At 68.2% G+C, this 13,880-nt stretch carries 12 protein-coding genes and 1 tRNA gene; 1 reads left to right on the forward strand and 12 read right to left on the reverse strand.

Annotated elements, in window-relative coordinates; translation table 11 throughout:
* Positions 1 to 591 precede the first annotated feature (591 nt).
* Genes mnmH through AC07O3_RS15470 form a run of 5 tightly spaced genes read right to left on the reverse strand, consistent with a single transcriptional unit; the run spans position 592 to position 4,981 of the window.
* Positions 592 to 1,641 (reverse strand): tRNA 2-selenouridine(34) synthase MnmH, encoded by a 1,050-nt coding sequence (gene mnmH / locus AC07O3_RS15450; RefSeq protein ID WP_495339738.1) that lies wholly within the window; start codon positions 1,639 to 1,641, stop codon positions 592 to 594.
* Positions 1,642 to 1,673: 32 nt separating this feature from the next.
* Positions 1,674 to 2,474 carry a phosphonate ABC transporter, permease protein PhnE gene (gene phnE, locus AC07O3_RS15455; protein ID WP_093077384.1) on the reverse strand — a complete coding sequence of 267 codons (801 nt, stop codon included), beginning with the start codon at positions 2,472 to 2,474 and terminating at the stop codon, positions 1,674 to 1,676.
* Complete coding sequence (locus tag AC07O3_RS15460; RefSeq protein ID WP_354337709.1) at positions 2,471 to 3,301, reverse strand: PhnE/PtxC family ABC transporter permease; 831 nt, start codon at positions 3,299 to 3,301, stop codon at positions 2,471 to 2,473. Before AC07O3_RS15460 ends, phnE begins: the two co-directional genes overlap by 4 nt.
* Positions 3,298 to 4,113, reverse strand: coding sequence for a phosphonate ABC transporter ATP-binding protein (locus AC07O3_RS15465; protein WP_440532419.1), 816 nt, complete (start codon positions 4,111 to 4,113; stop codon positions 3,298 to 3,300). The genes AC07O3_RS15460 and AC07O3_RS15465 overlap by 4 nt, the downstream gene beginning before the upstream one ends.
* 10 nt (positions 4,114 to 4,123) lie before the next feature.
* Positions 4,124 to 4,981 carry a putative selenate ABC transporter substrate-binding protein gene (locus tag AC07O3_RS15470; RefSeq protein WP_097198241.1) on the reverse strand — a complete coding sequence of 286 codons (858 nt, stop codon included), beginning with the start codon at positions 4,979 to 4,981 and terminating at the stop codon, positions 4,124 to 4,126.
* Positions 4,982 to 5,064: 83 nt separating this feature from the next.
* Between AC07O3_RS15470 and selD the strand changes: the two genes are divergently transcribed.
* Entirely contained in the window at positions 5,065 to 6,132 is a 1,068-nt protein-coding gene (gene selD, locus AC07O3_RS15475) for a selenide, water dikinase SelD (protein ID WP_495339739.1), read from the forward strand.
* A 42-nt stretch (positions 6,133 to 6,174) separates the two neighbouring features.
* Here the strand turns inward: selD and AC07O3_RS15480 are convergent.
* From AC07O3_RS15480 to fdhE, 7 genes are all read right to left on the reverse strand, one after another.
* Positions 6,175 to 6,267: transfer RNA gene (locus tag AC07O3_RS15480), tRNA-Sec, on the reverse strand.
* A gap of 14 nt (positions 6,268 to 6,281) precedes the next feature.
* Entirely contained in the window at positions 6,282 to 8,189 is a 1,908-nt protein-coding gene (selB, locus tag AC07O3_RS15485) for a selenocysteine-specific translation elongation factor (RefSeq protein WP_495339740.1), read from the reverse strand.
* A gap of 13 nt (positions 8,190 to 8,202) precedes the next feature.
* On the reverse strand, positions 8,203 to 9,408 hold the full coding sequence (locus AC07O3_RS15490) for a ferritin-like domain-containing protein (protein ID WP_495339741.1): 1,206 nt from the start codon (positions 9,406 to 9,408) through the stop codon (positions 8,203 to 8,205).
* Positions 9,374 to 10,234, reverse strand: coding sequence for a phosphate/phosphite/phosphonate ABC transporter substrate-binding protein (locus AC07O3_RS15495; protein WP_495339742.1), 861 nt, complete (start codon positions 10,232 to 10,234; stop codon positions 9,374 to 9,376). Before AC07O3_RS15495 ends, AC07O3_RS15490 begins: the two co-directional genes overlap by 35 nt.
* An 11-nt stretch (positions 10,235 to 10,245) precedes the next feature.
* Entirely contained in the window at positions 10,246 to 11,361 is a 1,116-nt protein-coding gene (locus tag AC07O3_RS15500) for an acyl-CoA dehydrogenase family protein (protein ID WP_093077371.1), read from the reverse strand.
* Positions 11,362 to 11,396: 35 nt separating this feature from the next.
* Positions 11,397 to 12,845, reverse strand: coding sequence for an L-seryl-tRNA(Sec) selenium transferase (gene selA / locus AC07O3_RS15505; RefSeq protein WP_495339743.1), 1,449 nt, complete (start codon positions 12,843 to 12,845; stop codon positions 11,397 to 11,399).
* Positions 12,845 to 13,873, reverse strand: coding sequence for a formate dehydrogenase accessory protein FdhE (gene fdhE / locus AC07O3_RS15510; RefSeq protein WP_495339744.1), 1,029 nt, complete (start codon positions 13,871 to 13,873; stop codon positions 12,845 to 12,847). The genes selA and fdhE overlap by 1 nt, the downstream gene beginning before the upstream one ends.
* Positions 13,874 to 13,880: the final 7 nt, after the last annotated feature.

The raw sequence follows: 13,880 nt of genomic DNA on the forward strand, positions 1-13,880 counted from the left end.
GCGTGTTTTTTTACCCCCCCCCCCCCCCCCCCCCCTTGATTTCAAGAATCGAAGCATCCTATTCGATGTATGTAAGGATTAGGGCTGGTTTGATTCAAATGATTCACGGATCGTTCTACATATTTCCCAAGGGTAATGAGTTTGCTTTGTTGGTGAATAATGGGAAGTACGCAATGGTTGCTGGGCCCCGTTTTTTGTAGAAGCGATTCTGAAAGATAGCGTAGAGGCTTCCTGGAATTCGGTTCGAGTTGATGATCAAATTGATCAACTATGGCTTTATTTTTTGTGGCGAGCGATGATTGCGTACGGAATGAAGTAAAGCGGTAATGGCTTTAGGTTTGCCATCGGCAGCCGCAGCTTCCACAAATTGATGAAAACTGAACGTCCTGCTCCACCGCCTCTCGTTGAGCCGCTGCGATCCTGGTCTAGCCTAAATCGCTATCTCGCGAATGGCACTGAGTATTAGAAAATCCATAGTGATAACCAGAGTACGTGGTCACGGGACAAATTTCATATGTCTCTCCGAAGACTGGTGGGGGCTAAAGCGCCGTGACCGCGATAGCGATAGCAGGTTGCTAAAGCGCAACCAGTTCAATGCAGCTCCAACACCGCATCAGCCACCGCCTCGATCCCCTGATCCGACAAGTCCTCCGCCACCACGCTCCGGCGCTGCACCCAGGCCCTGAAGTGCAGCTCCTGCGACTTCTGGTAATGCGGGTCGTAATGCAACGCCATCAGCTCCGCAAACAGATGCGGCAGATCGGCCTCATGCGCCCACTGCTGCCAGCGCGCCACCGTCTCCTTCCCCTGCATTTCCTTCAGCACGCCCATCTTGTCGGCCAGTGCCTCGCGGTCGTCGCCGAGGTAGGCGTAGTCGCGCAGCAGATAAGCCAGCCGCGCCTCGGGCGTGGCTGCCACCTCGATGCACGGCGCCGCCCGCATCCGCGCCACCAGCGACAACGGCAGCGACAGCCGCCCGATGCGGATGCTCTCTCCCTCCACATACAGCGGGCGCGAGAGATCGACGGTTTCGAGTACCGCTGCGATCAGCGTCTCGAAGTGCTTCTGCGAAGGCTGCGCCACACCCGGCAGCGAGCCGAGCAGCGAGCCCTTGTGGCTGGCGAAATCTTCCAAATCGAGCACCTGCGCGCCGCGCGCGGCCAGCGCGTGCAGCACGCGCGTCTTTGCGCTGCCGGTAGCGCCGCAGATCACGCGCAGGTCGAGCTTTGGGGTAAGCGTGTCGATCTGCGAGATCACGTGCCGGCGAAAGCTCTTGTAGCCGCCGGCGAGCTGCTGCGCGTCCCAGCCGACGAGGCGCAGCCAGGTGACCATCGAGCCGCTGCGCATGCCGCCGCGCCAGCAGTAGACCAGCGGCTTCCAGTTCTCGGGCCGGTCGGCCAGCGTGTCGCGCAGATGCCGTGCGATGTTGGCCGCGACCATCGCGCCGCCGATGCGCCGGGCTTCGAAGGCGCCGGTCTGAACGTAGACAGTGCCGACGATGCGGCGCTCGTCGTCGTCGAGCACGGGGCAGTTGATGGCGCCGGGGATGTGGTCGAGCGCGAACTCGGCCGGGGAGCGGGCGTCGACCAGCGTGTCGAAGGCGTGGCGGTCGCCGACCCGCACGGGCTGGCGATGACTCATGGCAGGAACCTCATGCCCCGATTGTCGGGTACTCAGGCGTATGCAGGTCCAAGGCCACGGCGCAAGCGAGCGCTCGCAAAGTCCACCAGCGTGACCAGCACGAACATCGCGATCAGCACCGTCATCGCCTGCTGCTGCTGGAAGATCGACAGGTGGAAGTACAGCAGCTGCCCCAGCCCGCCGCCGCCCACGAAGCCCAGCACGGCTGCCATGCGGATGTTCATCTCCCAGCGGTAGAGCGCGTAGGCCACCCACTGCGGCAGCACGATGGGCAGGCTGGCGTAGCTGAAGGCGGTGACGGGGTTGGCGCCCGAGAGCGTCAGCGCGTGCTCGGGTTCGCGCGGGGCGTTTTCCAGCGCTTCGGCAAACAGGCGGCCCAGCACGCCGGTGGTGTGCAGCGACAGTGCCAGCGCGCCAGCGAAAGGGCCGATGCCGGCGGCGAGCACCATCAGCGCGGCCCACACGAGTTCGGGCACGCTGCGCAAGAAGTTCAGAACGAAGCGCGCCACATGGCGCGGCAGCCAGCCGGCGCGGCCCGAGGCTGGCAACGCGAGCACCGCGCCCGCGATGGCCGCCAGCACTGTGCCAAGGGCGGACACGGCCAGCGTCTGCAACGCGCCGTTGCCGACCTTGGAGAGAAACTCGGGCGACACATCGGGCGGGAAGAACTCGGCGATGAACTTGCCCATGAGCCGCAGCGACTCCGACGAGCCCAGCGCGCGATAGTCGATGCCCAGATACACAAAGCTCGCAATCACCGCCACACCGATCAGCAACAGGGCAATGCGGCAACGCCAGCAAGGCGGCGGGCGTGGGGGCAGCATCGTCGTCATGCCAGCAGCCTCCGCAACGCATTGCTCAGCAGGTCGGCCAGCAGCACGAGCGCCAGGAACACCAGCAGGATGCTGCTGGCCTCGCCGCCGTTGAGCATCTTCATCGACTGGTCCATCAACTGCCCCAGTCCGCCTGCGCCGACGAAGCCCATCACCACCGACGCACGCACCGCGCATTCCCAGCGGTACACGGTGTACGAGGCCAGTTCCTGCGCCGTGTTCGGCAGCAGCCCATAGCAGAGCGCCGAGAGCCGGCCGCTGCCGCTTTCGAGCAGGGCTCGCGCGGGGCGTGTGTCGGTCGATTCGAGGATCTCGGCGTAGACCTTGCCCAGCATGCCGCCGTAGGTGATGGCCAGCGCCAGCACGCCCGCGGCGGGACCGAGCCCGAGCGCGCGCACGAAGAGCAGTGCCCAGACAATTTCGGGAATCGCCCGCAGCACCATCAGCAGCCAGCGCGCGGCCTGCCGCACGATGCCCGCCTGCACGCGGCCGGGGCCTGGGCCAATGCGCGAGATGGAGAGAGCGCGTGTCGTCACGAAGCCCAGTGGCGCGCCGATCAGCAACGCCAGCGCGGTGCCGGCCGTGGCCATCGCCAGCGTTTCGAGCGTGGCCTTGAAGAGCAGCGCGAGAAAGGCGGCCGAGCCGTCGGGTGGAAAGAAGCCCGCCAGGAAGCCGCCGATGACCGCGAGGTTGCCGCCGGCGAACAGCGCCCACGGCTTGAATTCGGACAGCGCCAACATCGGCCATGCGATGACGAGCGCGGCGACGCATCCAGCCAGCCGGCGCGCGGCGTGCGGGTCGCGGTGGGCGATGGCGGTGCTCGTCAAGGGCAGTCCGGCCGATGGAAAGCCGCTTCCATTGCCGCACTTGCCGGCTGCGGCCGCTGCGTTGCGATGCCGCCTTCGCTCGCATAGAGCGCGTCGAGCATCGCGGCTGTTACTTGCGCGGCGGGCAGATCGAACATCACCTGCCCGTTGCGCATGCCGACGATGCGCGGAAACCAGCGCAGCGCGAGGTCCACCGCATGCAGCGAGGCCATCAGCGTGGCGCCCGTCGATTCGCTTTGCGCGACAAGCTGGCCGATGGCGGCGTCGGCCAGTGTGGGGTCGAGTGCGGACACAGGCTCATCGGCCAGCAGCAGGGCGGGGCGCTGATACAGGGCCCGCGCAATGCCCACGCGCTGCAGCTGGCCGCCCGAAAGGCGGTCGCAGCGGTCGAACAGGCGGTCTTCCAGCGACAGGCGCGACAGCACTTCGTGCGCACCGGCAATGTCCGAGGGATGGAAGAGCGAGCCCAGCGCGCGCAGTGTCGACCACTCGCCGAGCCGACCCGCGAGCACGGCTGTGACCACGCGCAGGCGCGGCGCAATCGGCGGCGACTGGTGCACGGTGCCGATGCGGGCGCGCAGCTTCTTCAGTGCCGCGGCTGGCAATTGCCAAGGCCTGGCGCCCAAGGCTTGAACCTCGCCCTCCGTGGGCCGCAGCGCCGCGCCGAGCACGCGCAGCAGCGTGGTCTTGCCGGCGCCCGAGGGCCCGATGACGGCGATGCGTTCGCCGTCGTGCGCGGCCAGCGTCACCCCGGCCAGCGCTCGCTGGCCATTGGGGTGCACGACACCCGCGCCTTCCAGCGAAAAACTCATCCGCGCAAACTCACTTGATCAGGCCAGCCGACTTGCCCGCCGTCTCGATGCCGTCGTAGTTCGACGACTTGGTCGGAATGAACTTGCTAGCCCGCTGCAGCGCCATGATTTCCTTCTGCGCCGGGTTGGCCGGGTCGAGCTTCAGGAACGCGTCGGTCAGCTTCTTGGTAATGGCCGCATCGAGCCCCGGGCGCACCGTCCAGTTGTAGTCGTAGTAGGTCGGCGTGGTTGCCAACACGCGCACCTTGGCGGCGTTGGGGTTCTTCGACTCGACCAGCTTGTCCCACACCGATGCGTTGAGCACGCCTGCCTCGGCGCGCGATGCGGCCACGAAGGCCACCGTGGCGTCATGCGCGCCCGAGAAGGCGACCGTCTTGAAGTCCTTCTCGGGGTTGATGCCGGCCTGCAGCAGGAAGTAGCGCGGCATCAGGCTGCCCGAGGTGGACGAGGGCGCGCCGAAGGCGAAGGTCTTGCCCTTCAGGTCGGCCAGCGTCTTGGCGGTGCTGTCGACCGGCACGATGAACTTGCTGGTGAACACCTCGTCTTCCGCGCGCTGCACGATCGGTACCGCGCCGCCGTTGGTGCGAATGCGTGCCTGCACGAAGGTGAAGCCGCCGAGCCAGGCCAGGTCGATCTTGTTGGTGGCCAGGCCTTCGACCACGGCGGCATAGTCAGTCACGGGCGTGAACTGCACGTCCATGCCGGTTTCCTTCTTGAGGTAGTCGCCCAGCGGTGTGAACTTGCGCTGCAGCTCGGTGGGGGCTTCGTCGGGAATGGCCGAGACGCGCAGCACGCCCTGGGCGAGGGCGCCGAAGCTGGCGACGGAAAAGGCCAGCGCGAGCGCCACCTGGGTGAGAGTCTTCTTCATGGATGTGCCTCGAAAACGTGCAGCGGGTGTGGGAGAGGAAAGGACGGGATTGTAGAAAGCAGGGCCGCTTCGATAATCGGCCCATGAACCCAACGCTCATGAACCCGCTCGCGCCTTTGCGCCTCACGAGCTTTTCGCATGGTGGCGGCTGCGGCTGCAAGATCGCGCCCGGCGTGCTGTCGCAGATCCTCAAGAACCATGCGGGCAGCATGATCCCGCCCGAGCTCATGGTGGGCATCGAGACCGCCGACGACGCGGCGGTCTACAGGCTCAACGACCAGCAGGCGCTGATCGCCACCACCGACTTCTTCATGCCCATCGTGGACGACCCCTACGAGTTCGGCCGCATCGCCGCGACCAACGCGATCAGCGACGTGTACGCGATGGGCGGGCGCCCGATCATGGCGTTGGCCCTGGTGGCCATGCCGATCAACCAGCTGCCGGTGGAAGTGATCGCCGAGATCGTGCGCGGCGGGCAGGACGTGTGCCGCGCAGCCGGCATCCCGATTGCCGGCGGCCACACCATCGACTCGGTCGAACCGATCTACGGGCTCGTCGCCATGGGCCTCGTGCACCCCGACCGCGTGCGGCGCAATGCCGATGCGAAGGCGGGCGACGTGCTGGTGCTGGGCAAGCCGCTGGGCGTTGGCGTGCTGTCGGCCGCGCTCAAGAAAGAAAAGCTCTCCGAGACCGGCTATCGCCAGCTGATCGAGAACACGACGAAGCTCAACACGCCCGGCATCGCGCTCGCGGCGCTCGACGGCGTGCATGCGCTGACCGACGTGACGGGTTTCGGCCTCGCTGGCCACACGCTCGAACTGGCGCGCGGCGCGAAGCTCAAGGCGGTGATCGAATGGTCGAAGGTGCCGCTGCTCGACAACGTGGTGGTGATGGCCGCCGAGGGCATGGTCACCGGTGCCTCGGGGCGCAACTGGGCCGGCTACGGCGCCGACGTGGAGCTGGCCGCCGGCCTGCACGCCACCACACAAAACCTGCTGAGCGATCCGCAGACCTCGGGCGGCCTGCTCGTGAGCTGCGCGCCTGAAGCGGTCGATGCCGTGCTGAAGATCTTCCGCGACGAAGGCTTTGCGCAAGCGGCGGTCATCGGTCGTGTAGAGGCCGGTGAGCCCTCGCTGCGCGTGGTGCCCTGACAGAGCGGTCCTATGCCGACTCGTCGAATGCCCGCTCGACGGCGGAAGGGGGAAGGAGTCGAACCTTCCCGGCGACGACTGGCGCCACCCACTGGGTTTGAAGCCCAGCCGCCCCACCAGGGACGATCCCCTCCCATGACTCTTGTCGTTCACGGCCTCGCCCCGAACAACGTCGTATCGGGCCGCAGCAAGTGCGTGTCCTTCACGCGCCGCGTATAGCCCACACGGTCAAAAAATTCGAGCAACTGGATTGCGCGCTTGCGTCCCAATCCCGTCGCATCGCGAAAACTCGCGGCCTGCAAGCCTTCAGGGCCATCGAGGCAATCGCGTGCCAACGCCGCCAACCGCTCGATGGTTGCCAACGGATAGTACAAGTCCTTCACCACCTGAAAGGTCTCGCCACGCCGCGCGAGACTCGCGAGCGTCTGCCGCACCATCGGCTCGCCCACCGCGCAGTCCTTCGCAAGATCGCGCACCCATGGCGGATCGAAGCCGCCATCGGCCAGCCTGGGCAATAGCTTCTGTGCGAGCTTCTGTTCGGCTTCACCGAGGCGCGCCGCGTGATCGGGCAGATGCAGCCAGGTGCCGCTGCGCACCAGCGCACCGCGCGCGACCAGCGCATCGAGCGCATGGCGCCACAGCGAGTCGTCCGCGCGTGGACCGGCCAGCCGCTTGAGGCGGCGCGCATCGGGTCCGACTTCGTCTGGCGCGGTGCGATGGAAGTCCGCGAGGCGCCCGGTGATCTGTTCTTCAAGCGTGTCCAGATGCGTCTGCGCGATGGCCGTGTGGTCGATGCGCACGGCATCGCCAGGCAGCGGCATCGCACCTTCATCGGCCAGCGAGAGAGCGCGCGCTGTTCGCGCGGTGTCGACGCCCAGCGGCGTGTTGTGCAGCAGCGCGGCCACGCGGGCATCGCGGTCGTCGATGGCCCAGGCCGCCAGCGTGCGCAGGCGCTCGGGCGTGCGGCGGTAGCGCACTGGCGCGAACGGATCGAGCACGCGCACGCCGGCCACGGTGCGCGTGGCAGAGGCATCGCGCAGCACGCCGCGGTCGCCATGCCATGCGCCGACTGCTTCCCGCAGCACCAGCTGTGCAAAGGCCGTTTCGCCGGGCGCGAGTGCATCGCGGTCGAGCAGCGCGACAGACGCCATCACATCGCTCGCGCCGAGGTGCGCGTGCACCGTCGCGCCTGAGCGCAGAGGCTTGGCCTCGTCGGGCCACAGCGTGAGGAGCACGTCGATGCGGTCGGTGGCAAGCGCGATGGACGGTGTGCAGACCCAGTCGCCGCGATGCATCTCGTCCTTGGTGACGCCGGCCAGTGCCAGCGCACAGCGCTGGCCCGCGCGCGCCGATTCGGCCTTCTGGTTCTGCGCATGGATGCCGCGCACGCGCACCGTGCGGTCGCCAGGCACCACGCGCAGTTCGTCCCCGATGCGCACCGTGCCGCTGAAGACCGTTCCCGTGACCACGGTGCCGACGCCCGACAGCGTGAAGGCGCGATCGACGGCGAGGCGAAACGCCAGGTCGTCTTCGCGCGCGTGCTCCTGGCGCGCCACGTCGAGCAGCCGCTCCCGCAACGCATCGATGCCTTCGCCGGTCGTCGCCGACACCGCCAGCATGGGCGCCTGCGCAAGCGGCGTGGGCGCGAGCAGCGTGGCGATGTCCGCGCGTACCTCGGCGAGCCGCGCTTCGCGTACGGCCTCGTCAATGCGGTCGATCTTGGTGATGGCCACAGTCGCCTCGCGAACGCCCAGCAGCGCCACCACCGCCAGATGCTCGCGCGTCTGTGGCATCACACCGTCGTCGGCAGCCACCACCAGCAGTGCGTGGTCGATGCCCGTGGCACCGGCCAGCATGGTGTGCAGCAGGCGCTCGTGGCCGGGCACGTCGACGAAGCCGAGCGACACGCCATCGGGCGCATGCAGGTAGGCGTAGCCCAGCTCGATGGAAATGCCGCGGCGCTTTTCCTCGGGCAGCCGGTCGGTGTCGACGCCGGTGAGCGCGCGCACCAGCGTGGTCTTGCCGTGGTCGATGTGGCCTGCGGTGCCGATGATCATCGTGGGGGCGTCGTCACATGAAGTTGCGGGTGTGCAGCTCGGACAGCCGCTGCGCCTCGTCACGGTCGAAGCCCAGCCGCGCGAGACGCGAGCGCCGTCCGGCTGCCATGTCGCGCTGCAGCTGCTGCACGGCCGCGTGGCCACGCGCGACGGCAGTGGGCGAGAGTTCGCCGGCCGCCAGCAGCACCAGCGCGTCGAACACCTCCTCGTTGAGGCCCGCCGTGCTGGCCAGCGTGTCGTAGCGCACCTCGATGGCGTTGCGCAGCCGCGCCTGGTAGTCGGGCTGCACCGAGAGCCGGTATTCGAGATGCGCCATGCCGAAGGCGACGTGGCGTGCCTCGTCGCGCGCCGTGAGCCGCGCGATCTGCCGCGTCACCGGGTCGGGCGCATGCGCATGCAAAAAGTTGAGCAGGTTCACGAAGCTGCCCTCGCCGAGCACGGCCAGCAGGAAGGTGGCGACGGAGAAATCGGGCGCATCGAACAGCGTGCGCAGCGAGGCCTGACCGCCGGCGGTCGACAGCGCAGGCTGGTGGCCGCGCAACGTGGCGCGGCGCGTGAAGACTTCGACGTGCCGCGCCTCGTCCGCGCATTGCAGCGCGAGCAACTGCAGCACCTCGCGGAAATGCGGATGGATCTGCCCGAGGTGGCGCGCCGGCACCAGCAGCGCGGCGTTCTCGTTTTCGATGAGATAGGTCATCACCTGCACGACCGCTGCTTCCACGGCGGGCGACAGGTCGAAGGGCGCGTCCCAGTCGATGGCCGTGCCCGGGTCCCATTGGGCTGCTGCTGCCTGCCGGTAGAGCTCGCCCGCCGTCGCCGCCCACACTTCGTCGCGGCGGTGCAGGGCGAAGAAGAAGGGCGGGCTGCCGGCCTCCACCGTGGCACCGCGCGCGGCCAGGCCCCAGCCGGGCGCGGCGTCTTCGGCGGGCGCACCGTTGGCGTCGCCCTGCGCAGCGCCGGTCGATTGCGCGCCGAGCCAGCGGCCCTCGGCATGCGGGCCGCGCGTGACCAAAGCCTCCTCCGCCGTCTCGAAGCGCAGCGGATGCCCCTGGCTGCGGCACCAGGCTTCCAGGTGCATCTGCCAGTCCGGCGATTGCCCGCGCACGCGCAGCTCGCCGCCCACCGGCCTTTCAGCCAGCGCGCGGCGAATGAGCAGCAGGGCGCCTTGGTCGAGGCCCAGCGACTCAATATCGATAGTCGGGGTTGGTGATGCGGCCATCGCCGTCGTAGAAATGCTCGTCGTCCACCGCGCGCTCGAGCAGCGCGTAGCCGCTGGTGCGTCCGGCGCGCCATTCGCGCAGGCCTTCGAGTTCGAGCAGTGGGCGCACCTGCGGGTCGTCCCAGCGCATCGCCATCAGCAGCGACACGAAGCTGTCGATCAACGTGGCCGGCGCGCCGGGGCTGGTGGTGAAGTTGCAGTGGTCGTACGCGCCGGTGCGCGCCAGCACGCGCGTGCTGCCCGAAGGCAGCGTGCCGTCGAGGCCGAAGGCCAGGTGGTTGCCGTCGATCAGGCAGCAGGCGTCGACCTCGCCGGCCATCAGCGCGATGGCCGCATCGCGCTCGCCGCCGATGTGGTCGCCATGCTTGCCGCCGAGCACGTCGAAGTAGCGCACCTGGAAGTCACGCGACTTCACCAGGCCTTCGGTGCGCAGGTGGTCGAGCGGAATCAGCGTGGCCTGCGGCGAATCGAGCGCACCCAGCCCGACGGTCTTGCCGCGCAGATCGGCCAGCGACTGCACCGGGCTGTCGGCCCGCACGACGATGGCCGAGCGCAGGTCGCAGTCGGTGTCGCGCATCGCCACGGCCTGCACCTGCTGGCCGCGGCTGCGCGCGATGCGGTCGGCCCGCACCCACGCCAGCGGCGAATTCCACGCCAGGTGCAGCGTGCCGTCGAACTGCGCCTCGACCTGGCTTTCGTAGTTCGAATACAGCACGTAGTCGAAGGGCAGGCCGTTCTTCACGAAGAAGGTCTTGAAGCCCTCCCAGATGGTGACGACCTTGGGCGCGTAGGCCACGGCGCCCATGATCAGCGTCGACTCGGACATGGCGCGGTTCCTCAAAACAGCGGCAGGCCGGTGATGGCCTTGCCGATGAAGTCGTACAGCACGTCGGAGGTCGGTGCCATCACGCTCGATGCGCGCGCATCGCGGAACAGCCGCTCGATGCCTGCCTCCTTGCGGAAGGCCGCGCCACCGCATACGCGCATGGCGATGTCGGTGACTTCGAGCGCGGCTTCGGCGGCGGCCGCCTTCACTTCGAGCACGCGCAGCATGGTGTCGGGGCGGCTCGCGCCGATGGCCGCCACGGTGTCGTCGAGCAGCGCCTGCACCATGTCGGTCTTGATGCGCGCACGTGCCAGGTAGGCGCGAATGGTCGGGAGGTCGGCCAGCGACGAATCGAGGTGCACGTGCTTCGTCTGGCTCACATGGCCGATGGCACGGCTCAGGGCGCCTTCCATCAGGCCCGTCGAGCAGGCGGCGCTGAGCACCGAGAACCATGGCAGCACCACGCCCATCATGGCGTCGAAGCCCTTGCCGTCTTCGCCGAGCCGGGCGCTGGCCGCGATGCGCACATCCTTCGCGGTGATCGGCGTGGAGGCGTTGCCGCGCAGCCCCAGTCCGTCGAAGCGGCCGGGCTGGCTCAGGCCGTCGGACTTCGCATCGACCAGCCACAGCGTGCTGGCGCCTTCGGCCGCGAGCGGCTTGCTCGACCACACATAGCTGTCGGCCTCGAAGGCGGAGGTGACCCAGCTCTTGCGGGCATCGAGCACCACGTTCGCGCCATCTGCGCGGGCGGTGCCGGTGGGGGCCCAGAAGTGGCTGCGCGAATCGGCTTCCGAAAAGGCCAGCGTGCTCAGGTGCTTACCCTCGGCAATCGCGCGGCGCGTGGCCTCGGGGCCGAACTGTTCGAGCACGGCGGTGGCGCAGTAGTGCATGCACACGACCATCGCGGTGGACGGGCAGGTCTGCGCGATGCGAGAGACCACCTGCGCGGCTTCCTTCAGGCCCAGGCCCTGGCCGCCGACCGACGTGGCCGAGACAAGCCCGAGCAGGCCGGCCTGGCCCAGCGCCTGGATCGTCTCTCGTGGAAAGCGTCCCTCGCTGTCGGTGCGCTGGGCCGAGGGCTGCAGCGTTTGCGTTTCGATACCGGCGAGCACTTCGAGGGGATTCATCGCTTTTTCCTGGAGTACGGGTTGAGGGAGTCGGTCTATTGCAGCCGCTCGCGCAGGGCATCGAGCTGGGCCGTGAAGGGCGCGCTGTCTTCCAGGCAGCGCAGGTCGAGCAGCAGGCGGTCTTCCGCGATGCGGCCAATCACCGGCAGCGGCAGGCCACGCAGCGCGGTGGCGAGGGCGTCGAGCGCGGTGCCCGTGCCCTTCTTCGACGTGCCGGCCGGCGCGAGCGCCAGCCCGGCCGAGGGCAGGCGTTCGACCGGCAGCGAGCCGGAGCCGATCTGCCCGAGCAGCGGCACGACTTCGACGGTGAAGCGCGGCGACACCGCTGCCTGCACGGGCGCCTTCAACGCCTCGGCCATCTCGCGGATCGCATCGGCGGGCCGCGTGAGCAGCCGCAGCGTCGGCAGGTCTTGCGCAAGACGCTCGGGCCGCAGGTACAGCGACAGCGTGGCTTCGAGCGCGGCCAGCGGCAGCTTGCTCATGCGCAGCGCGCGCTTCATCGGGAACTTGCGGATGCGGCCCACGGCGGCCTTGCTGCCGACGATCAGCCCGGCCTGCGGACCGCCCAGCAGCTTGTCGCCCGAGAAGGTGACCACGTCGCAGCCGGCTGCAAGCATCTCCTGCGGCAGCGGCTCGCGCGGCAGGCCGTAGTGCGCGAGGTCGACCAGCGAGCCGCTGCCCAGGTCGGTCGCCAGCGGCACGCCGCGCGCATGCGCGATGCCGGCGAGCGTGGCTTCGTCGACTGCGGCGGTAAAGCCCTGCACGGCGTAGTTGCTGGTGTGCACCTTCATCACCAGCGCGGTGTGTTCGTTGATGGCGCGCTCGTAGTCCTGCGGATGCGTGCGGTTGGTGGTGCCGACCTCGACCATGCGCGCGCCCGCGCTGGCCATCACGTCGGGCATGCGGAAGGCGCCGCCGATCTCCACCAGCTCGCCGCGCGAGACGATCACTTCGCGATCGCGTGCCAGTGCCGCGATGGTGAGCAGCACGGCGGCCGCGTTGTTGTTGACCACCGTGGCGGCCTCGGCGCCGGTGATGCTGCACAGCAGTTCTTCGACCAGCGAGTCGCGATCGCCGCGGCTGCCGGTGGCGAGGTCGTATTCGAGGTTGTTGGGCGATGTCATCACCGCCAGCAGCCGCTGCAGCGCCGCGTCGGCCAGCAGTGCGCGGCCGAGGTTGGTGTGGATGACGGTGCCGGTGAGATTCAGCACGGCGCACATGCGTGGTGCGAGGCGGGCCTGGATGCGCGCTGCAAGCGCATCGCCGAGTGCGTCGTGCCGCACCTCGGCGGCCATCAGCTTGCCCGCCACAGCCCGCGCGCGAAGCCCTTCGAGCAGCGCACGGGCCTCTTTCACCACCAGCGTATGGCCGTGCTCGGCCAGCAATGCGCCCGGCACGGCGAGGCGCAGCAGTTGATCGACAGAAGGCAGATCCTGGGGCCTTGCCGTCGAGCCGTGGACCACGGACTCTTCGGGCGCTGCCATCAGCCGCCTCCGCCGTCGTCGGGGATTTCGGGGTCGCCGAACAGCAGCATCAAATTGTGGCCGCTGCGTTGATGGCCGGCTTCGGACACCAGCAGGTCGAGCGTGACGCTGGCGAGGTCGTCGGCGACGGGCTCGACCTCGGGGTCTTTCTCCATCGCGATCTGCTTGAGGTAGTGGCCGCAGCTGTCGCAGCACTCGGCCTTCACTGCGCCTTCGCGCGCGCCGGTGGCCGGCAGCTCCACGCCGGGTTGCGGGGAGAGCGATTCGAAGTGAATGCCCTTGGTGCTCTCGCAGTGCGTGCACTTGATGCGCACGTAGTGCCACTCGGTGCTGCACAGCGAACAGTGCAGGTAGCGGAAGCCCGCTTCGTCGGCACCGATGCGCGTGATGCTCACGGTGGGCACGCTGCCGCAGCAGGGGCATTCGTTGCCGGGATCGGTGCGGCCGAAGATGTTCTCGCCTTCGCGGTCGGCCACCTGCAGCACGAGCTGAGCCCAGTAGGCCTGCAGCCCCGCGGCAATCAGTGGCGCGGCTGCGAGGTCGAGGCCGAACATGATGCGGCGCGAGAGCCGGTCGGCCTGCTCGTTGATCCACGCATCGTCGGCCGCCACCACGCGGTCGAGCGTGTCGCGTGCAGGGCCTTCGGGCAGCCGTGCGCGGAAGAGGTCGAGCAGACGGCGAAGCTCCTGCAGCCACACCGGATCGCGCGTCCAGCCGAAAGCGGGCATCGGCGGTTTCAGCACCTTCGATGCGGCTTCGAGTGAATCGGATTCAGGCAACGTGACCGGTGCGTAGTCCTGCAGCACCTGGTGCTGTGCCTGCGCAAGATCGGCGATGAAGATCAGGTACTCCCGCATCGAATGCGAAGCCGCGAGCTGGCGCAGCCGCAATTGCCGGTCGGAGAACACGAGGGACCGAACCGGCAAACGCAGGAACGGCATCTGCCGTCCGGCCTGCATCGCGATCTGTTCAGGATCGAGGATGCGGGTGGTCCGGATCGGCGGTGGGCTGCCGGTGGAACTCGTCATCGGGGCA

Source organism: Variovorax sp. GW821-FHT09D05 (assembly GCF_059416325.1).